This window comes from Acutalibacter sp. 1XD8-33, assembly GCF_003612555.1.
Classification (GTDB): Bacteria; Bacillota; Clostridia; order Oscillospirales; family Acutalibacteraceae; genus Acutalibacter.
In genome coordinates, this window is the sequence record NZ_RAZF01000002.1 from 184,360 (window position 1) to 203,984 (window position 19,625).

Sequence of the window (19,625 nt, forward strand, 5' to 3'; positions counted from 1 at the left end):
ATGTCTGTTGAAAATTCTGTTACATCGTGGTATCATAACCATAAAGTATGCGGATAGATGCGGCGTTCGCCTTGTGCCCCCTTCCCGGGAACCCGGCAGATGAGACCGGCGCAGTCCCTGGAGGCCGCTCTGTGTCACGCTCAAACACAAATTTTCAGGAGGTTTCGCCATGAAATACCGCAATCCCATCATCCCCGGCTTTTACCCTGATCCCAGTATCTGCCGGGCGGGGGATGACTTTTATCTGGTCAACAGCAGTTTCGAGTTCTTCCCCGGCGTACCCCTCTACCACAGCCGGGATCTGGTCTGCTGGGAACAGCTGGGCTCTGTGCTCACCCGGAAGAGCCAGCTCCCCCTCTCTGGCTGCGGCACCTCTGGCGGTATTTTCGCCCCTACCATCCGGGAGCACAACGGCCGCTTTTATATGATTACGACTAACGTGAACAAGTCCTCCCGGGGCTTCGCCACAGCCAATTTTATCGTACACACCGATGATATCCGGGGGGAGTGGAGCGACCCCGCCTTTCTGGACCACGAGGGCATTGACCCCTCCCTGTTCTGGGACGATGACGGAAACTGCTATTATGTGGGTACCCACTTCGGGGAAAAGGGCCAGTGCATCGGCCAGTTCCAGCTGAATCCGGACACCGGCGAACATCTCTCCGAGACGCGCCCCCTCTGGTATGGCACCGGCGGAAGGTGCCCCGAAGGTCCTCATATGTACAAAAAGGACGGATGGTACTACCTGATGATCGCCGAAGGCGGTACCGAATACGGCCATATGGAAACCATTGCCCGTTCCCGCAGCGTGTGGGGGCCTTTCGAGAGCTGTCCCCACAATCCTATTCTCACGCACCGGGACTTGATGCTCAGCTTTGAAACCATGGCCAATCCCAACTATGTGGAGTTTGAGGGCACGGGTCATGCCGATCTGGTAGACGATAAGGACGGCGGCTGGTGGCTGGTATTTCACGCCGTACGTCCCTCAAAGAGCCAGCTGCACCATATCGGTCGGGAAACAATGCTGGTCCCGGTGGAATGGGTGGACGGTTGGCCGGTGGTTAATGGAGGCCGGGCAGTGGAGGCTCTGATGGAAACCCGGGACACTCCCGGTGTGCAATTGGCTGACGGCCTCGCAGAGCAGGGGGATTTCTCCTTAGAGGAGGATTTCACCCAAATGCAGAAGCTGTCCCCCTCCTGGGCCTATCTGCGGAATCCTCATGAAGAAAGCTACCGCTTTGACCGGGGCCTGGTCCTCACCGCCGGGCCGGACTGCTTGGACGGCATGGGCTCGCCCAGCTTTGTCGGGATCCGCCAGCGGCAGTTCCGTGCTTTGGTAGAAGCGGAGCTGGAGCCCGCGTCTCAGGATAGAGCTCAGTCGGGACTCACCGTGTTCCATACCAACGAACATCACTATGACCTGATGGTCACCGGCAGCGGAGATGAACGGAACGTCATTCTGCGTAAACGGGTCTGCGACATGGTGACGGAAAGCACCCCGGTAGCCCTGCCCGGCAGCGGCCCGGTGGCGCTAAAAATTCAGTCTCATAAATGGGGATACGAGTTTTTTGCCGGGACGCCGGGAGAGACGCTCCGGCCCGTAGGCCAGGGGCTCAGCCAGCTGCTCTCCACCGAGGTTATGGCCGGGACCTTTACCGGATGCTTTTTCGGGTTATTCTGCCAGGGTTCGGAAGAGGCGCGGGCCAGGTTCTCCCGGTTCCGCTGCCAATATATAACTTTCTGAAAGAAAGTGGCTTCGCACTCTTGTCTTTCAATAAAGTATTCTTTTCAAGAAAGCGTGATTCTCATGTCTATGCAGTTCAACCGCCAGCTTCCCCTGCCGGCAGACTTGAAGGCCCAATACCCACTGTCTCCCGCCGTACGGAAAATCAAGGCCGCCCGGGACCAGGAAATCCGAGCGGTGTTTGAGGGCAAGTCGGATAAATTTATTGTGATCGTGGGGCCCTGCTCTGCGGACAACCAGGATGCTGTGCTGGAATACGTCCACCGGCTGGCAGAGATCAACGAGGCGGTGAAGGACCGTTTACTGCTCATCCCCCGGGTCTATACCAACAAGCCCCGCACCACCGGCCAGGGCTACAAGGGGATGCTTCACCAGCCCTCTCCCGACAAGGCGCCGGATCTTTTGGAAGGCATTATCGCCATCCGGCGGATGCACATCCGGGTGATGGAAGAGTGTGGCCTCACAGCCGCCGATGAAATGCTCTACCCGGAGAACCGCAGCTATCTGGACGACGTGCTCTGTTATGAGGCTGTGGGGGCTCGGTCGGTGGAGAATCAGCAGCACCGGCTAACTGCCAGCGGCATGGACATCCCTGTAGGCATGAAGAACCCTACCAGCGGGGACCTGTCGGTAATGCTCAATTCTATTCAGGCGGCCCAGAGCTCTCACAATTTCCTGTACCGGGGCTGGGACGCCACCACCACTGGAAACCCTCTGGCCCATGCCATTCTTCGAGGCGGCGTGGACAAATATGGCACCTGCGTGCCCAACTACCACTATGAGGACCTGATGCGCCTGTGTGAACTCTATGCCAGCCGGGATCTGCAAAATCCGGCGGTAATTGTGGACGTGAACCACTCGAATTCCGACAAGAAATACAAGGAGCAGATCCGCATTGTCAGCGAGGTGCTCCACAGCCGGGGATGCAGCGGGACACTGCGAAAGCTGGTAAAAGGCGTCATGGTGGAAAGCTATCTGGAAGAGGGCTGCCAGCCTATTGGGGGCGAGAGGATCTATGGGAAATCCATTACAGATCCCTGCCTAGGCTGGGCGGATACCAGAAGCCTCATTTTTAACATTGCCCAGCGGGCCTGATTGACCTTTACGTCCGAAATTTCTACAATGGCATTTATTTATAGTAAACGTACTTGAAAATTAGTATGGACCCGTTTTCAAACAGGAAAGCCAACGCTAAAACACCGGAGTGTGAAATCGGACGGAGAGCGCCCGTTCCCTGACGGGGATACCGAGGAACCGATATAGCAAAAACTCTGTAAGCTGTAAAATTAACATAAGGAGAGAGCAAATATGTCCAATCGCATCGTACTGAATACCATTTCCCACCATGGGGCCGGAGCCATTGAGAACATCGTACCCGAGCTTACTGCCAGGGGCTTCAAAAAGGCTTTCGTCTGTACCGACCCAGACCTGCTGAAATTTGGCGTCCCTCAGAAAGTGACAGACCTCTTGGACAAGTCTGACTTTGCCTATGAGATTTTCAGCGATGTAAAGGCCAACCCTACCATCGAGAATGTGCAAAGCGGCGTGAAGGCCTACCTGGGCAGCTGCGCGGACTGCATGGTAGCCATTGGGGGTGGATCGGCTATGGACACAGCCAAGGCCATCGGTATCATCATAAATAACCCCGAGTTCGCTGACGTGCGCTCCTTAGAGGGCGTGGCCCCCACTAAGAACCACGCGGTCTTTACCATCGCCGTGCCTACTACCGCCGGAACTGCCGCAGAAGTAACCATCAACTATGTGATCACCGACGTGGAGAAGAAACGCAAGTTTGTGTGCGTGGACGTAAACGACATTCCCGAGATCGCCGTGGTGGACCCGGACATGATGTCCTCCATGCCTAAGAGCCTTACCGCCGCCACTGGCATGGATGCCCTGACCCACGCCATTGAGGGCTATATCACCAAGGGCGCCTGCGCCATCTCCGACATGTTCCACCTGGAAGCCATCCGGCTGATTTCCGCCAATCTCCGCGCCGCCGTCAACAATGAACCTGCTGGACGTGAGGGCATGGCCCTGGGACAGTACATCGCGGGCATGGGTTTCTCCAACGTGGGGCTGGGCATTGTCCACAGCATGGCCCACGGGCTCTCCGCGCTTTATGACACGCCGCATGGTGTGGCCTGTGCCATCATTCTACCCACGGGCCTGGAGTATAACAAAACTGTGGCCGGGGCTCGCTACCGCGCTGTGGGCAAGGCCATGGGTGTTGGCGGCATTGACAGCATGCCAGAGGAAGAGGCAATTGAGGCCACCATCGCCGCCGTGAAGCAGCTCTCCGCAGATGTGGGCATTCCCGCTAACCTCCAGGGCATTTTGAAGGAGGAGGACGTGCAGTTCCTGTCCGAGAGCGCTTTCGCCGATGCCTGCTGCCCGGGCAATCCCCGGGACACCAGCGTGGAGGAGATCGCCGCCCTGTACCGGGGCCTGATGTGAGGTGCGGCCCATGCTAGTGGAAACCAAAGCCCGGGTGGGCGTGTTTGCCATCGCCCTGGGGGCCTACCTGCCCCAGTTCCCCAGCCTTGTGCCGGAATTTCAGGGCCAGTACGCCGATTTTAAGGAGACCCTGCCGGACACGGCGGAGCTCATCGACGGAGGCATCGTCACCACAAAGGAGCAGGCCATGGAGGCCGGGGACAAGTTCCGGGCCGCAGACGTGGACCTGGTGATCTTGCAGCTGTTGACCTATGCCACGTCCTATAATATGCTCCCCGCCGTTCGGGACCTGGATGTGCCGGTTGTGCTGGTCAACCTACAAAAGAAGAGGGCTCCCGACTACGCCAGCACCGACACCGCTACCTGGCTGGGTGAGCTCTACGCCTGCGGGGCGGTGGGGGAGATGGCCGCCGACCTGAACCGGGCGGGCAAGCGCCACGCGGTCATTACCGGTGTAGTGGAGGGCGGCGACCCCACGACCCTGTCAGAGATAGAGGACTGGATTCGCGCCGCCCAGGTGCGCCGCCGCTTCCGGGACACCAATCTGGCCCAGATCGGCCGGCCCTATCCGGGTATGATGGATCTATATATTGACGAGACAAATCTATATCACCGCATGTTCTTGTATACCAAGCAGTTTGATTGGGAGAAGATGTGGGCCATCGCCGACAATATCACCGATCAGGACGCTATTCGCGTCAAGGCCCAAGACATTCTGGACACCTTCGAGATTGAGGGCGGCGGGACCGTTGAGAAGGTCTGGGACATGGCCAAGTACGTGGTGGCCTTCGAACAGTGGGTGAAGGACGAGCGTATCGCCCTCATCGCCTCCCACTATGACGGCTTCGCCAAAGGCCAGGCCGGCGTGCTGGACAGCATGCTGATCCCCGCCTTTTCCATGCTCATCAAGCAGGGGGTGGCCTGCGCGGTGGAAGGGGACATCAAGGTGGCCATGGCCATGAGCATCCTCAAAACCATTGCCGGCACGGGCCAGCTCTCAGAGATGTACTCCATTGATTTCAACGAGGATCTGTGCATCATCGGCCATAGCGGCTCCGGGGACGCGGATATCTCCGCAAAAAAGCCCGCCATGAAGATCGTGCCCGTGTTCCACGGTAAGACCGGCGGCGGGTATCTCACCCAGTTCTATCCCCATCTGGGGCCGGTGACATACCTTGCTGTCACCCAGGACCGGGACGGCCATTTCAAGTTTGTGGCCGCGGAGGGCGTAAACGAGCCCGGGCCTATCTTCCAGTTTGGAGACACCAATATACGCACCCGGTTCACCTGCGGGGCCAGGGCGTTCTGCGACAGGTGGAGCGAGGCCGGGCCCACCCACCATATGGCTGCTGCTTCCGGACGGCATATTGACACCATTCTCAAGGTGGCAAAAATTTTCAACATGCCGGTGGACGTCATCACCCGCTGAGGGGAAAGGAAAGACATTATGAAAACTATACTGGACGCGCCTTTTCTCACCGAAATGCGCAAGACCACCGCCAACATGTACCGCCTGGGATGGGACGAGCGCAACGGCGGCAACATCAGCTGCCTGCTGGACGAAAACGAGGCCACCGAATTTCTGGACGTGAATCATGTGATCCGGGAGATCCCCATCGGTTTTGAGGCCCAGCCCTTGGCCGGCAAAATCTTCATCGTCACCGGCACGGGGAAATATTTCAAGAATGTGGAGGGGGATCCGGAGAACAACCTGGGCATTATCAAAATCGCCCCGGATGGCCAGACGGCCCAGCTCCTCTGGGGCTACAAGGACGGCGGCAAGTTCACCAGCGAATTGCCCGCCCACCTGATGAGCCACATGGCCCGGCTTTCGGTTGACCCGCAAAACAGAGTGGTCATGCACTGCCACCCCACCCACACACTGGCCATGAATTTCGTCCACGAGCTGGACGAGAAAAAATTCACCCACACCCTGTGGGAAATGTGCACGGAATGCATTGTGGTGTTCCCGGACGGCATTGGCGTGCTGCCCTGGATGCTCTGCGGCACCAACGAGATCGGGGAAGCTACGGCGGAGAAGATGCGGGAATTCCGGCTGGTGGTCTGGGGGATGCACGGGATTTACGGCGCGGGCAAGACCCTGGACGAAACCTTCGGCTTGATTGAGACAGTGGAGAAAGCCGCGCAGATCTATATGCTTACTGCCCACCTGCCCCGAATCAACACCATAAAGGACAGCGAAATGAAAAAGCTGGCAGAGTTCTTTGGCGTGGACTATCGGAAGGATTTCTTGGATTGAGCGGTATGCTGATTAGGCGTCTGGGCGCTTTTCTTGCCACGTGACATGCGGAAACTTCCGTTGAATGAAAAAATCCGCTTGGAGATCCACGGATGTTGGTTTCCAAACGGATAGTAGGAATGTTGTGCGGCTCAAAGGGATCCGTTGGATTCTTCTGAGCCGCATTCCTTTTCTTTATTTTATATATAGAGAGAATATTTTTGGGGATCTCCCCTGCCGCCTCGGTCGGGTCAGAGCAATTGCCACAGGCAATCTTTCCCCTCCAATGTCCAGGGCCTCACTCTGGACTGGATTGAAAAGTTTCTATCTGGTTAGCCGGGCGCCTCATTAGAAGCCTATATCCACCCTGCCAGCCAGCACTTCACCCGCTGGAATCTGGGTAGCTGGGTCCGCAGCTTCTTCTGAAGGGCTTCGCTGTCGGCGATCAACAGGTCCAGTTCCTCCCGGGAGAGCATGTCCCGGCCGAACCGGGCCTTTTCCGCCAGCGCCTTCCAGTGTTCCGGTGGATCCTGCCTCTGGCCGCAGAGTGCCTCCCATTCATAGAGTTTCAGCAGGCAGGCATAGGCCTTGAGTCCCGCCAAATTTCGGTCCCGCTGGACGAAGTCCCGCCGCCGGGTTCGAATCCGTATCTGCCTGCCCGTCAGCAGCGCTAGTCCGGCCAAACACAGAATTCCCGGGCAGAGGATCAACGTCCACATGGGAACGCCGCCTCCACTCTGGCCCTGTCCTCCGCTTCCGCCATTGTGACCGGGAACCGGGAGGGAGGTGGGCCGGGGCGCCATGGTCTGGTTTGGGAGCTCGTCCTCCTCCAAAGGCCCAGGCGTTCTTCTGGGCGGCATGGTGGGACGTTCCTCTTCCGGCAAAGGCGTGGCCATATGCTCCTCTGGGTTCTCCGGCATAACGGCGTTATAGTAGGCCGAGGGATTGTCTGCGGAGGTGGGGGTCACCTCCATCGGAATCCATCCCAGACCCCCGCAGTACACCTCCACCCAGGCGTGGGCGTTATAGTCCGGCACATCTACCCAGCCCTCCTGCCCAGAAGGCACCGCGTATCCCTCGGCGTACCGGGCGGGATACCCGGCGGAACGAAGCAGCAGTACCGCCGCCGTGGCGAAATGCACGCAGTAGCCCTCGTGGGACTGGTCCAGGAAAAACTCCACAAAGTCCTGGCCCCGCTCCGGCACAGGCGGGTTGAGGGAATACTTGTAGTAGTTCTGGAAAACTTCCGCAATCTGCCTGGCGAAGAGGGCTGCCTGCACCTTGGTGGCCGGATTGTATTCCTCCCAGTTGGAGCTCAGGTGATAGGCCTCCCGGAAAAAGTTCAGAAACTCCTCCAGCTCCTCCGGCACCTGGGTGTAGTGGTCATAGACAAACCGATTGTACGCCTCCGCCTGGGGGAGCAGGTCCTTGGCCTCTTGGGAAAAGAGGGCGGTGAACCCCTCCGGCATTGTCCAGAGGTCCTCGGTCCAACCCTCCCCGCCGGCATCCTTCTGGTCCCACAGGCTGTCCACTATGTTTCTCCACAGGGGAAAATCATCCACGCTGCTGAGGGTATAGGAGCGGGAGCCGTAGCCTCTCTGGTCCAGCAGAACGCCTCCCGCTCCCTCGAAGGTCCCTGTAAAATCGCCGTAGTTTTCGAGAAACACAAACTGCCTGGGCTCGTATTCCAGCAAGCTGGCGTAGGCGGAGACCCGGTCGAAGTAGCTGGAGCTTCCCTCCCCCGGATATCTATACCCCACCCCGCTCAGGGAATAGGTCTTTGTGCCGGAGAGAAGGCTTCCGGATTTGGCGTAGCTGCCGTCTACCATTTCGATTTCCTGGTCCGCCAGCTCCTCCTCAGAGCTCTCCAGGGTGGTGGGGATGTAGACGCACCGGGGGTTGGCCCCCAGATTTTCCACAGAGAGGGTGTAGGACGCAGGGGAGTCGATGAAGCTCACCGGCATAATCTCCCGGTACAGGGCGTTTAGGTTCTGAGGAGAAAAATCCAGGGCCTCCAGCTGCTGGCGGTCGTCCAGGTCTAGGCGCTCCCAGCTCTTCCCGGTGTACACGCTGCCCACAAAGCTGTGCAAATACTCCTTGACCCGGTTGACGCTGGAATCCTCCCAGACGGGGGCGTCCCAGTCGAACTTCACCCGCAGCATGGTTTCGCCGGTATAGCTTCTGCCGCCCATGGCGTTCAGGTCCACCTGCTTGTTGCTGTTGCCCTGTCCTCCCCGGAGATAGGAGGCCGAGCCAAAGCCATCCTGCAGGCTGGCCCGGAGGCCATCCACCAGGGGAGGCCGGGTATATTCTGCCGGTGGAATATAGAGATAGATCGCCGCCATACACAAAAGGACCGCCGGCAAAAGCAAAAGTGTCCCTGGCCGGGCGGAAGCCGAGCCAGAGGCCCGATATCGCCGCTTTTGGCTTCTAAGTCCCTCCCGGCCGCCCAATATAGGAGCAATCAGGAGCAGCGCGCTCCAAAACAGCAGCAGGGCCGCAAAGGCCCAGCCTGCCGGCAAAATGGAGAAGCTCATAGGCAACAGGAGCAAAAGGCCTGTCAAAGCAAAGGGTCCCAGAGAATTCCGCCGGCGCACCAGCATACGGCCTAACGCCCAGGAAAACGGGTAAAACAGGAAGAGTAGAAATACGCTGCATTCTTTGGCTGGGACGGGACGGGGCTGGTTGGGAAGATAGGGCAGAGAGAGCACCGGCAGGTCGTAGTTCAGCTTGCTTCCGTAGGCGTCCAGCATCATGTTGACAACGCGCACCGCTCCGTGAATAGCCTGGTCAAACAGGAACACCAGCAGTACCAGCCAGACCGCCCAACCGGCAAGGGACACAACCCGCCAGCGCTTTCGGCCATCCAGCATCCGCCACACAGAAAACCCGCAGAATCCCAGCCCCATCACCGCCAGGAACGCCTCCCAAACAGGTAGCCGGAAGGCGGTTATAAAGCATCCCCAGGCGCCCAGATTCGCTAGAACCAGCAGCGCGGTGTAAAAAATTCCCCGGCGGAGCTCTCCGCCCTCTGGCAGCAGAAGCCGGGGCCTGTCCAGCTGCAAATTCTGGGAAAACTTATCCATAGGGATCACCTCCTTCCTGATGCTTACCCTCTCCTTCGCAAAAGCCTAGAGCAGAAGGCCGTCCAGATCCTCCGGCACATGCCCGGGACGAATCCGTACCTCCTGGGCTTCCAGCGGCAGGCCGGACTTCCCTTCCAATGGCAGAAGGTGCAAAAGCAGCCGCCGCGCCGCTGGATATAGTTCTTCCAGCAGGCCGACCACCGCCGGGTCCGGACCAGAACACAGGTAAATGGTACGGGAAATTCCGGCCGGAGGGGAATCCGGCCGAACCGCGGGCAGAAGGCTGCGGCTGGCAAAGCACAGCACCAGCTCGATGGCAGGCGCGACATCCTCTGGGATGGAAACCTCCAGAAAGCGCCAGGCGCCCTCCTGGCAGAAGCCAATCACATGTCCGGTCTCTTGCTGAATGAGAAAATCAGAAAGCGTAGCCAGCGTGTCCATCAGAGCGTCGGCCTCCGGCCCGCTGGTGACCAGGTCTACCAGCAGCAGAACCCGGTCGGTAACCGGCAGACTGGATTCCTTTACCATCAGGCCGCCTGTTTTTTGGGAGAGCTTCCAGTCCACTCGGTTCAGCCGGTCTCCCAGACGATATTCCCGCAGGCCAAACAGTTCTGTGGGATCCCCGCCGGGCTTGCTGGCGGAATACCGCTCTCCACCGCCATACGGCGAACACTGTGGGTTCACCCCCAGTGCCGGGCGGAAAACATTGGGCTGGACGATAATCTTACAGAGGGACTCCGGCCGGGCTTTTACAGGTAGGCAAAAAAGGCCCAGCAGGTCGTAAGCCCGGGCCTTGACTAGTTGACAGGTAACCGCACCGCAGGTGCTGGAGCTCAAAGTGTGTTCCATAACCTGGGGCAGACGGCTGGGGGAAAATTCCATCTGCTCCCAGCGGCTTTCATCTGTAAAAGTATTGGTGATAACCAGTCTGGCCCTGGTCCGGCCGGCCGGTACAACCCAGGCGGTAACCGCCTGAACATGCAGCAGGATGGGGGCAGACTTTTGCGCCCGGGCGGGCTCCTCCTGCCCTGGCACAAAGACGGCAAGCTTCAGGGTGAGCATTCCCGGAAGAGAAATCAGCAGGGAAAGCACTGGAAGCGCCAGGGAAAGGGCAAAGACATAGGCAGAGTAGTAGCCGTTAAAGCATACGAAGAAGAGAGCCGTGCAGAAGAGAATCAACAGATAGCACAACCGGTTTTTCAGCACCCGTTTGCACCTTCCCTCACACAGAGTTTATTTGATGAGCTTGGGCGCGGGCACCCGCCCCATCACGCCCTCCAGAACAGAGCGCGGATCCCGACCGCTCATTTTTGCCTGGGGCTCCAGTACCACCCGATGAGCCATCACGTCGTAAAACAGCAAGTGGATGTCTGCGGGAACCACATAGTCCCTGCCTCCCATCCAGGCGGAGGCCCGACAGGCACGAACCAGGGCCCCTCCTGCCCGGGGGCTGACGCCCAACCGTAAGGCGGGATCCTCCCGGGTTGCCACACAGAGATCCGCCACATAACGGTACAAATCGTCAGCCACATAAATTCCAGCGGCTTCCCGGCGCATCTGAACCACCTCGTCCAGACTAGCGGCGGGTTGAATCAGATTCAAAGGTCGCTGGCCTTCGGTCTGTTTGAGGATCCCCACTTCCTGCTCCGCCGAGGGATACCCAATGCTCAGGCGCAGCATGAACCGGTCCAACTGAGACTCAGGCAGAGGCTGAGTTCCCGCTGTCCCCAGAGGGTTCTGGGTGGCGATGACCGTATAGGGCCGGGGCAGCTGACGGCTTACACCGTCCACGGTAACCTGTCCCTCCTCCATGGCTTCCAGCAACGCGCTTTGCGTCTTTGCACTGGTGCGGTTGATCTCGTCTGCCAGAAATAGATTGCACAACAAAGCACCTGGCCGGTATTCCAGCCGCCCGGTATCTTGATTGACGATGGAATAGCCGATTACGTCGCTGGGCATGGTTTCTGGGGTGAACTGCACCCGGCTGAAACTCATGCTCATGGCCCGGGAAAAGGCCAGCGCCATGGTGGTTTTTCCCACGCCGGGATTATCTTCCAATAAAATATGGCCTCCGGCGATGATGGCCATCAAAGTTTTGCATACAACCGTATCTTTTCCAATGATAGCCTTACGTACTTCGTTAATTATGGCTAACGCTTTGGGCTGAGTCATCCGCTTTCCCGCTTCCATTTTCATTTTAACTGTCCAAATCCGCACCGGGTGCATGCCCAGTCTGCTTTCCCCAAAATATTGAGGACGGCGGGGATTTCCTGGGAAAGGCCGGTCTTTGGAAAAACTCAAACCGCGGACAGTCCTCTCCGGTTATCCCAGAAAGCAAAATAGGGAAGTTTTCACTTCTCTATTTCCATATCTACACTATTCGAATGTAATGGAGCGGACGACGAGGCTCGAACTCGCTACCTCCACCTTGGCAAGGTGGCGCTCTACCAGATGAGCTACGCCCGCAAGAATAAATTCATTATATACCAAGCAGAAGAAAATGTCAATGCTTTTTTCTCTCATGTCAGAGGTATTATTTCCTTGCGGGGATAAATGACTTGCATTTTCATGGCGAGTTTCGCCGCCGTTTTTGCCGAAAACTGTGCTTTCTGCGTCTTATTAAGTACGCGGTTTGGTTTTATCTTCACCCAGCGTTTTGGGATGGTGCAGCTATAGTCGCGGGTTTCAAGCCAGGACGCACTCTTGGGGCCATTTTTGGGCCAGTTGGCTCAATTTCTGCCGCAAGGCCGGGTTATACGTGTAAACGCTGGTGGTCTCATCTTCGTTAAAGCTGATGATGGTCTCCTGTTCGTACTTGGTTAGCCACGTCATTTTGCTACTCTCCTTTCTCGATGATCTCTGTCACGAGCATCCCTGAACCTTTGGCCAGCTTTCCGGCGGTTTTGAAAAGTACGTCATGGCTTCTGCGTATTCTTGCCAGGGTCTGCGGCGAGATTTCCGCGTGCAAGTCCGAAACAAACTTGCTCTTCTTGTCGATGCACTTGTGTGAACACGACCCAGCCACAGTTCTTCTCAGAGAGAAACCCTGGAACTGACCGAGGAGCAGCAACATTATTCGCAAAGTGGAGTTCTCTCACTGACCGTCAGAAAAGCCTACTTCTTGAATTGATGGACACAATGTAAAACCCCGCTAATTCTAATGGAAAGAATCAACGGGATTTATTGTTTGTGTCAGCTCTCCACCTCGATGCCATTTTGGAATCTGACTTCCAACCGTTCATCAAACTCAGTGAGGAAGAGCGAATTCGAACCGCTGAAGTCGCCAACAACAGATCTACAGTCTGCCCCTTTTGGACAGTCGGGAACTCCCCCATAAACTATGCAATTTTGTAGGCACCGCCAAGTCGGCCAGTCAGCTCGGCCATAGGCATAGAGCGGCACTCCAGCAGCCCGAAGGTCGCTCTCCCGGTGGCAAAAAATACTTAGTCATACTCCGCTATCCCCATAGTTAGCCAGCACCCGTGCTGAGGGATCATCCACGTTACAGCCATCCCAATCCCTGTTGGGCATCCAGAACCCGGTCACCATGCTATCCTGGCCGGGATAGTATTTCTCAAACAGTTCCCGGTAGAGCAGGGATTCCTTCGTGAAGGGGCGAGCGTGATCGTATTTCTGTCGCAGCACCTCAAACTCCCCGTCGGAGTAGCAGCTCTCGGCATACTCTTTCAGATCGTCCACCAGGGAGTGGCCCACTGCGTCGGAAAACGCTGCTTTCTCCCGCCATAGAATCCCATCGGGCAGCCAATCTCCCTCGAAGGCTTTTCTAAGCAGATACTTGCCCTTGCCATAAGTATTTAGCTTTTTCTCCGGGTCTATGGACATGATGTACTCCACGAACTCCAAATCTCCGAAGGGCACTCTGGCCTCCAGGGAGTTTACCGAGATGCACCGGTCCGCCCGGAGTACGTCGTACATATGCAGCTCCTGAATACGCTTGGCCGCTTCATCCTGGAACGCCTGGGCGGACGGGGCGTAGTCGGTATATTTATAACCAAATAACTCGTCAGAGATCTCCCCGGTGAGAATCACCCGGATGTCCGTCCACTCGTGGATGGCCTTGCAAACCAGGTACATCCCCACACTGGCCCGGATGGTGGTGATGTCGTAGGTGCCCAACAGCTCCACCACCGTCTCCAGGCTATCCAGTACATCCTGTTTCGTGATGATGACCTCGGTGTGGTCGCTGCCGATGTGCTCCGCTGCTTGGCGGGCGTATTTCAGGTCGATGGCGTCAACGTCCATACCAATGGCGAAGGTGCGGATGGGAGCTATGCTCTTTTTTGCGGCGACGGCACATACCAGCGAGGAGTCCAGCCCGCCGGACAGCAGAAAGCCCACCTTGGCGTCGGCTACCAGCCGCTTCTCCACCCCGGCCACCAGTTTTTCCCGGATATGGGTGCAGATAACCTCTAAATCATCGAAACACACTTGCTCCACCCGGGTGACGTCTCGGTAGCACACGAATGTATCGTCCTTATAGTAATGTCCCGGCGGGAAGGGTACGATTTCTCCCACCACGCCCACCAGATTTTTCGGCTCGCTGGCAAAGACGATGGTCCCGGCGCGGTCGTAACCGTAGTACAGGGGCCGGATGCCAATAGGGTCCCGAGCGGCAACGAACTCCCCTGTTGTACCGTCATAGAGGACGCAGGCAAACTCCGCGTCCAGCATTGCGAACATTCTGGCTCCATACTCCCGGTACAGGGGGAGCAGGATCTCGCAATCGGATCCACTGTGGAATAGATAGCCCTTTCCCTCTAATTCCTGTTTGAGCTTTTCAAAGCCATAAATTTCGCCGTTACACACACAATAGCTGCCGTCCAGCTCAAAAGGCTGCATCCCCTCTGGAGACAAGCCCATAATGGACAGCCGGTGGAAACCCAGCAAACCCTCCCCGGCCGGAAGAACCCGGCTGTCATCCGGGCCCCGGCTGACGGTGCGCTGGAACCCATGCTGGAATGCTTCCTTATTCGTCACTGGACCACAAAAACCAATTATGGAACACATGATTTGCCTCTTTCCGCCCGTTTTCTTGGGCTTGATTTTCAGCCTGGAACGGGATAGTTCTCCGTAAAGCATCCGTTGCAAAAGCCACAGGCCGCGTCTGGCATGACTTTATGCAGAGCGTCCAGGTTCAGGAAATCCAGGCTGTCCGCCCCGGTCTGCCGCCGGATGCCCTCCAAAGAGAGTACCGGCAGGCGACGAGATCCTTTTTGTCCGGGATATCGGCCGCACTCCTTTTGCCAATACCCACAGGGCAAGGGATGTGCCCTTGCCCTGTGGCTGATCTTATTCCTCACCCTGGAGAGCGTCATAGCCCCTCTCGTTAGTGCGGACCTTGACAGCCTGCTCTACGCCATAGACGAAGATCTTGCCGTCGCCGATATGGCCGGTGTACAGCGCTTTCCGGGCAGTGTCCACCACCTGGGCCACGGGAACCTTGGACACCACCATGTCCACCTGGAGCTTGGGCAGCAGGTTCATGGACAGGGGCACCCCGCGGTAATACTCCGTGCGACCTTTCTGGATGCCGCAGCCCAGCACCTGGGTGACGGTCATGCCTGTGACGCCGATGTCGTTCATGGCGGCCTTAAGCTGCTCGAACTTGGCCTGATTGCACACCACCGTCACCTTGGACAGCCTTACATCAGACGCGGGTAGGGGGGCGGACATGACCTGGACGGGCACAGCCTCGTCCACGCCCTTGCCCTTTTGAGCCGCCACCGGCTCGGGGAAGGCGTTTGCCCCCGGCATGGCGGTTAAGGTGGTGGTGGGCATGAAGTCTGCGTAAGCGGATGGTAGGCCATGCTCGGTGGGATCCATGCCGGTGATCTCCTCCTCGGCGGATACCCGCAGGCCGTTGACGGCTTTGATGATTTGAAATACAATGGTCATGGCGACCGCCGTGTAGGCGGCGATGGCCAGCACCCCAAGGCACTGCACGCCCAGCTGGCGAAACCCGCCGCCGTAGAGCAGACCGCCATCAGTGGCCAGAAGGCCGGTCAAAATCGTGCCTGTCAGACCACAGCTTCCGTGGACCGCCACCGCGCCCACAGGGTCGTCGATATGGAGCTTCGTATCCACCGTCTCTACCACGACCACCACCAAAATGCCCGTGACTACGCCCACCACGGCGGAACCCAGCGCGTCCATACTGGCACATCCGGCGGTGATGCCCACCAGCCCCGCCAGCGGCGCGTTCAGGCACATACCCACGTCCGGCTTGCCGTTTTTAATCCAGGTGAACAGCATACAGGCCACGGTGGCTACAGCAGGAGCAATGGTGGTGTTGGCCAGGATCTGGGCCAGCTGGGCGGTGCCCGACGCGGCCGCGCCGTTGAACCCATACCAGCAGAACCACAGAATGAAGGTACCCATAGCCGCCAGGGGGATGTTGTGCCCCAGGATCGCCCGGGAATTGCCCTTTTCATCATACTTGCCGATGCGGGCCCCCAGCAGGATGGCCCCAATGAGCCCAGAGATGCCGCCTACCATGTGAATGACAGCGGAGCCGGCGAAATCGATGAAACCCAGTTTGGCCAGCCAGCCCTGGGCATTCCACACCCAACCGGCCTCAATGGGGTACACCACAGCGGAAATGACAGCGGAATAGATGCAATAGCTGGAGAATTTGGTGCGTTCCGCCATGGCTCCGGAGACGATGGTGGCGGCGGTAGCGCAGAACACCAGTTGGAAGAAGAAGTTTGGCCAGTCGAAACTGTAGAAATCGGTGAACATCTGATATTCCGGCATTCCGATAAGGCCAAAGAAGTAGTTCTCGCTGTTCATGATGCCATAGCCCAGGGCCACGAACACCACCGTGCCGATACAGAAATCCATTAGGTTCTTCATGATAATGTTACCCGCGTTTTTTGCCCGGGTGAAACCTGCCTCCACGGCGGCGAAGCCGCACTGCATGAAGAATACCAGGATCGCGCCGACCAGATACCATACTGACATATCCATACTTATTTCCCCCTTGAAAATATACCGGGCGCGTGTGCATAATCTGCACACACGCCCCATTGCGTAAATCAAAAAAGGTGCCGGGAGATAGTAACACTCCGGCGCCTTTGCCTGATGCAAGTAGTATAGCACCACACTTGCAGGATGTCAAGGTGTATGTTTCATTTTTGGAGGGAATCACAAATTCCCCCCACGATATATGAAAGATTAAAGAGTTTGTCATGCATTTCCATGATCTTAAAGCGCCTATTATGATGAAAACAATTCCGGCTGCTGTATCCTAAATAAAGGCATTCGTCTCTTAGCAATGAAGCGCATAACGTTGACCACATCTTCCGGCTTGTCCCGAAAGCGCAGCTGGACAGGGACGCCACATAGATGCCGCCATCCGACTGTTTGAACACCCGCCGGACCACATAGAGCTTTCGGTTAAACTCCAGTCCCCGCGTCGCGCTGTCCGGGCTCCTTATACCCCTCTGTTGGATGCGGGACATTTTCGCCAGCGCGTCGTCCACCGTCCGGTGGCTTTTGCGGCCTTTAATGTCCACCACCGCGCCGATGCCGCAGGCGTCGTGCTCAAACCAGGTGTCGTACAGCGGGGCATTAGGCCGTGTTTCATTGAAAACCAGCTCGGTGATAAACTTTGTGCCCAAGTGGCCCAGAGGGAACCAGTGTTCCATGTGGGTACGCAGGGCTTATCCTGTTTTTCGGCGCTGTCTAGGGATTGCCGTATGCTTAAAAAAGACGAACCAGAAGGCGGTGAGGGTGATGATGCTCTTTCCAAGACCGCACTCGAGAAAGATAGCGGAGGCGGGGTGCATCAATTTGAAAGCCGCCTAGCAGGATCGCCGTTTTTATATAAGACCTCCTGTTGCGTTGGTGCTGAAGCTCATCCGCAATATGCATCGACGGAACCCAGACCTAGGTCTGGTGGAGTTTTGGAGCAGACTGAGGGATCACGGCTATACCTGCCGACCCGAGAGTCTATTTCGTGTCATACGCAAGCTGGGGCTGTTTCCCAAGAAAAATAAGCCCTATACCCCAAAACACAACGGTAAAGTCGAACGCAGTCGCCGTGAGGGCCAGAAGCACTTCTATAATTTCCATTCTTTTTTCGCTCTTGCTGATTTTGAGAAACAGATTGTTAACCACAACCGCCTCTCCAACAACCTACCGATAAGGCCTCTCAACTGGCTTTCTCCCTCCAGCGGCTGGGGCGGAAACGGAAAAGAGATAGGCCGAACCGCACGAGTATCTACCTTTTGACACTACCGCTACATACACACCTCGTCCCGGCGAAGGGATCCCAGATAGACCGGCCCCGAAGAGGCCAGCAGTTCCCGGACCCTTCCCCGTAGCTGCAGGGGCACCAGGGGAAGGGCCTCCGCCTCCACCGGCGCGACCCATCGGCTGCCGGTCTGTTGGAAGTCCGGCTCGGCAATGGTCCCCGGTTCGCCGGGCAGAACCCGCACCAGAAAGATGTGCATGGTCCGGTGGCAGTATTCCGGAAAACGGCGGCGCATGTCCTCGTTGGTGAAGATCTCCTCGGCCAGGGCTAGAAACCGCACTGGTTCTACCGTAAGACCGGTCTCCTCCCGCACCTCCCGGACCACCGCCTCTTCCATAGTCTCATAGGGGTGCTGGCCCCCGCCGGGCAGGTCGAAATACTCCCCGCCGGCGCTGTCCCGGTGGCTGTTCAGCAGCAGCCTGCTGCCGTCCCAGACAAAGGCCTTAGCGGAATTGCGGATCATGACGCTCCCCTCCTCAAATCAATTGGTTGTAGATGCTGTCCACCCTGCCGCCCTTCAGGTACACCCGAGGAACCCGCTTGGACAGGGCGCAGACCACTTCATAGTTGATGGTGCCCTCCCAGGACGCCACTTCTCCGGCGGTAATCTCCTCCTCCCCGTCCCGACCGATCAGGGTAACCCGGTCGCCGATGGAGATCCCCTCCAGATCTGTGACATCAGCCATGAGCTGGTCCATGCAGATGCGCCCCAGCACCGGACAGCGCCGGCCGTGGATGAGCACCTGGGCCCCACCCTGAGCCAACGCCCGGGGGTAGCCGTCGGCGTAGCCCACAGGTACGGTGGCTACCCGCATTTCCCGGCTGGCGGTGAACATCCGGCCATAGCTGACCGTGGCCCCCGGCTGGATGGTCTTTATATGGGACACCACGGACCGCAGGGAGAGCACGGACCTCAGCTCCGGCTGGGCCCGCAACTGGGCGGAGGGGTACAGGCCGTAGAGCACCACCCCGGCCCGCACCATGTCCAGATGGGAGAGGGGATAGTCGAACACAGCGGCGGAGTTGGCGCAATGGCGCAGGGGAATCCGAAGGCCCCGGCGCGTCAGGGCCTCGGACATCTCCTTGAAGCAGCCGAACTGGCGCATGGTGAAGAGATCCCCTTCCGCGCCCTCGTCGGACACGGCGAAATGGGAGAAGATTCCCTGGGGAATCAGCCCCGGCAGGGTACAGGCGGCCAAGACCTCGTCAATGGCCCCCTCGTCCCGGTTGATATCCTGATAGTAGAAGCCCAGGCGGCTCATGCCGGTGTCGATCTTGGCATGGATGTTCACCTGTACTCCGGCGGCCTGGGCATGGTGGGAGAGCTCCTGGGCGTAAGCGGTGGAGTAGACGCACTGGGAGATATTCTCCCGGGCCAGAACCGCCGCCTCCTCCGCCGGGGTGAAGCCCAGCACAAGGATCGGCTTTCGAACTCCTCCCTGGCGAAGCTGGAGGGCCTCTTCCAGATTGGACACCGCGAACCACCCGGCCCCCAGGCGCTCCAGCTCCGCGGCCACCCGCAGGGCCCCGTGGCCGTAGCCGTCGGCCTTGACCACGCAGCAGACCTGGGCCTTTGGGCTGGCCGCCAGGCGCACCTGGCGGTAGTTCTCCGCCAGGGCGTCCAGGTCGATCTCCGCCCAGGTCCTCCGGATAATTTCTTTCATAGAAAACAGCCTCCTTCCAGCTTCCGACTTTCCCAATTATACCAGCATCCGGAAAATTTGGCAAGGGCCCCATTTCCCGCTACCCAAATTTGCAAAAACGTGATATAATATTTTTTATGGGGGCTCTGCGCACACCGCTGACGAGTTCCGGTTTCTAGGA

14 protein-coding genes, 2 tRNA genes and 1 pseudogene are annotated in these 19,625 nt (G+C 57.9%); 5 read left to right on the plus strand and 12 right to left on the minus strand.

The genetic code is table 11. From position 1 onward, the window contains the following. Positions 1 to 169 precede the first annotated feature (169 nt). The 5 genes from D7X94_RS02820 (at position 170) to rhaD (ending at position 6,461) form a co-directional block, all read left to right on the plus strand. Positions 170 to 1,744, plus strand: coding sequence for a glycoside hydrolase family 43 protein (locus D7X94_RS02820; protein ID WP_120426183.1), 1,575 nt, complete (start codon positions 170 to 172; stop codon positions 1,742 to 1,744). A 63-nt stretch (positions 1,745 to 1,807) separates the two neighbouring features. Continuing rightward, positions 1,808 to 2,839 carry a 3-deoxy-7-phosphoheptulonate synthase gene (locus D7X94_RS02825; protein WP_120426184.1) on the plus strand — a complete coding sequence of 344 codons (1,032 nt, stop codon included), beginning with the start codon at positions 1,808 to 1,810 and terminating at the stop codon, positions 2,837 to 2,839. Between the two features lie 213 nt (positions 2,840 to 3,052). After that, positions 3,053 to 4,201: a lactaldehyde reductase gene (fucO, locus tag D7X94_RS02830; RefSeq protein ID WP_120426185.1), complete on the plus strand. Its 1,149-nt coding sequence runs from the start codon at positions 3,053 to 3,055 to the stop codon at positions 4,199 to 4,201. A 10-nt stretch (positions 4,202 to 4,211) separates the two neighbouring features. After that, entirely contained in the window at positions 4,212 to 5,630 is a 1,419-nt protein-coding gene (locus tag D7X94_RS02835; protein ID WP_120426186.1) for an arabinose isomerase, read from the plus strand. Positions 5,631 to 5,648: 18 nt separating this feature from the next. Next, complete coding sequence (rhaD, locus tag D7X94_RS02840) at positions 5,649 to 6,461, plus strand: rhamnulose-1-phosphate aldolase (protein ID WP_120426187.1); 813 nt, start codon at positions 5,649 to 5,651, stop codon at positions 6,459 to 6,461. A 335-nt stretch (positions 6,462 to 6,796) separates the two neighbouring features. Here rhaD and D7X94_RS02845 read toward each other — a convergent pair whose 3' ends face one another. From D7X94_RS02845 to alr, 12 genes and pseudogenes are all read right to left on the minus strand, one after another. Continuing rightward, complete coding sequence (locus D7X94_RS02845; RefSeq protein ID WP_120426188.1) at positions 6,797 to 9,526, minus strand: transglutaminase-like domain-containing protein; 2,730 nt, start codon at positions 9,524 to 9,526, stop codon at positions 6,797 to 6,799. A 45-nt stretch (positions 9,527 to 9,571) separates the two neighbouring features. Beyond that, positions 9,572 to 10,732 carry a DUF58 domain-containing protein gene (locus D7X94_RS02850; protein WP_120426189.1) on the minus strand — a complete coding sequence of 387 codons (1,161 nt, stop codon included), beginning with the start codon at positions 10,730 to 10,732 and terminating at the stop codon, positions 9,572 to 9,574. Positions 10,733 to 10,759: 27 nt separating this feature from the next. Continuing rightward, the gene (locus D7X94_RS02855; RefSeq protein ID WP_120426256.1) at positions 10,760 to 11,698 is read right to left on the minus strand and encodes an AAA family ATPase; all 939 of its coding nucleotides are present in this window, start codon (positions 11,696 to 11,698) and stop codon (positions 10,760 to 10,762) included. Positions 11,699 to 11,916: 218 nt separating this feature from the next. Continuing rightward, positions 11,917 to 11,992: transfer RNA gene (locus tag D7X94_RS02860), tRNA-Gly, on the minus strand. 219 nt (positions 11,993 to 12,211) lie between these two features. After that, positions 12,212 to 12,358 (minus strand): hypothetical protein, encoded by a 147-nt coding sequence (locus D7X94_RS18295; RefSeq protein ID WP_158590866.1) that lies wholly within the window; start codon positions 12,356 to 12,358, stop codon positions 12,212 to 12,214. 419 nt (positions 12,359 to 12,777) lie between these two features. Continuing rightward, positions 12,778 to 12,859: transfer RNA gene (locus D7X94_RS18300), tRNA-Tyr, on the minus strand. A gap of 114 nt (positions 12,860 to 12,973) precedes the next feature. After that, on the minus strand, positions 12,974 to 14,554 hold the full coding sequence (gene asnB, locus D7X94_RS02870; RefSeq protein ID WP_120426191.1) for an asparagine synthase B: 1,581 nt from the start codon (positions 14,552 to 14,554) through the stop codon (positions 12,974 to 12,976). Positions 14,555 to 14,592: 38 nt separating this feature from the next. Then, entirely contained in the window at positions 14,593 to 14,730 is a 138-nt protein-coding gene (locus D7X94_RS18305) for a hypothetical protein (protein WP_158590867.1), read from the minus strand. A 106-nt stretch (positions 14,731 to 14,836) separates the two neighbouring features. Then, complete coding sequence (locus tag D7X94_RS02875; RefSeq protein ID WP_120426192.1) at positions 14,837 to 16,513, minus strand: ammonium transporter; 1,677 nt, start codon at positions 16,511 to 16,513, stop codon at positions 14,837 to 14,839. Positions 16,514 to 17,009: 496 nt separating this feature from the next. Next, a pseudogene (locus D7X94_RS19760) lies at positions 17,010 to 17,193 on the minus strand (hypothetical protein); the annotation flags it as partial. Positions 17,194 to 17,787: 594 nt separating this feature from the next. After that, positions 17,788 to 18,264, minus strand: a complete 477-nt coding sequence (locus tag D7X94_RS02890; RefSeq protein ID WP_120426194.1) for an NUDIX domain-containing protein — start codon at positions 18,262 to 18,264, stop codon at positions 17,788 to 17,790. Between the two features lie 13 nt (positions 18,265 to 18,277). Beyond that, a complete protein-coding gene (gene alr / locus D7X94_RS02895; protein WP_120426195.1) occupies positions 18,278 to 19,465 on the minus strand; it encodes an alanine racemase in 1,188 nt (395 codons plus the stop codon). Between the last annotated feature and the right edge of the window lie 160 nt (positions 19,466 to 19,625).

Bases quoted from the DNA above. Each gene is read 5' to 3' on its own strand.
- D7X94_RS02875 (WP_120426192.1), bottom strand. From the start codon at position 16,513: ATGGATATGTCAGTATGGTATCTGGTCGGCGCGATCCTGGTATTCTTC.
- D7X94_RS02825 (WP_120426184.1), top strand. From the start codon at position 1,808: ATGTCTATGCAGTTCAACCGCCAGCTTCCCCTGCCGGCAGACTTGAAG.
- rhaD (WP_120426187.1), top strand. From the start codon at position 5,649: ATGAAAACTATACTGGACGCGCCTTTTCTCACCGAAATGCGCAAGACC.
- D7X94_RS18295 (WP_158590866.1), bottom strand. From the start codon at position 12,358: ATGACGTGGCTAACCAAGTACGAACAGGAGACCATCATCAGCTTTAAC.
- D7X94_RS02845 (WP_120426188.1), bottom strand. From the start codon at position 9,526: ATGGATAAGTTTTCCCAGAATTTGCAGCTGGACAGGCCCCGGCTTCTG.
- alr (WP_120426195.1), bottom strand. From the start codon at position 19,465: ATGAAAGAAATTATCCGGAGGACCTGGGCGGAGATCGACCTGGACGCC.
- fucO (WP_120426185.1), top strand. From the start codon at position 3,053: ATGTCCAATCGCATCGTACTGAATACCATTTCCCACCATGGGGCCGGA.
- D7X94_RS02855 (WP_120426256.1), bottom strand. From the start codon at position 11,698: ATGACTCAGCCCAAAGCGTTAGCCATAATTAACGAAGTACGTAAGGCT.
- D7X94_RS02890 (WP_120426194.1), bottom strand. From the start codon at position 18,264: ATGATCCGCAATTCCGCTAAGGCCTTTGTCTGGGACGGCAGCAGGCTG.
- asnB (WP_120426191.1), bottom strand. From the start codon at position 14,554: ATGTGTTCCATAATTGGTTTTTGTGGTCCAGTGACGAATAAGGAAGCA.
- D7X94_RS02835 (WP_120426186.1), top strand. From the start codon at position 4,212: ATGCTAGTGGAAACCAAAGCCCGGGTGGGCGTGTTTGCCATCGCCCTG.
- D7X94_RS02820 (WP_120426183.1), top strand. From the start codon at position 170: ATGAAATACCGCAATCCCATCATCCCCGGCTTTTACCCTGATCCCAGT.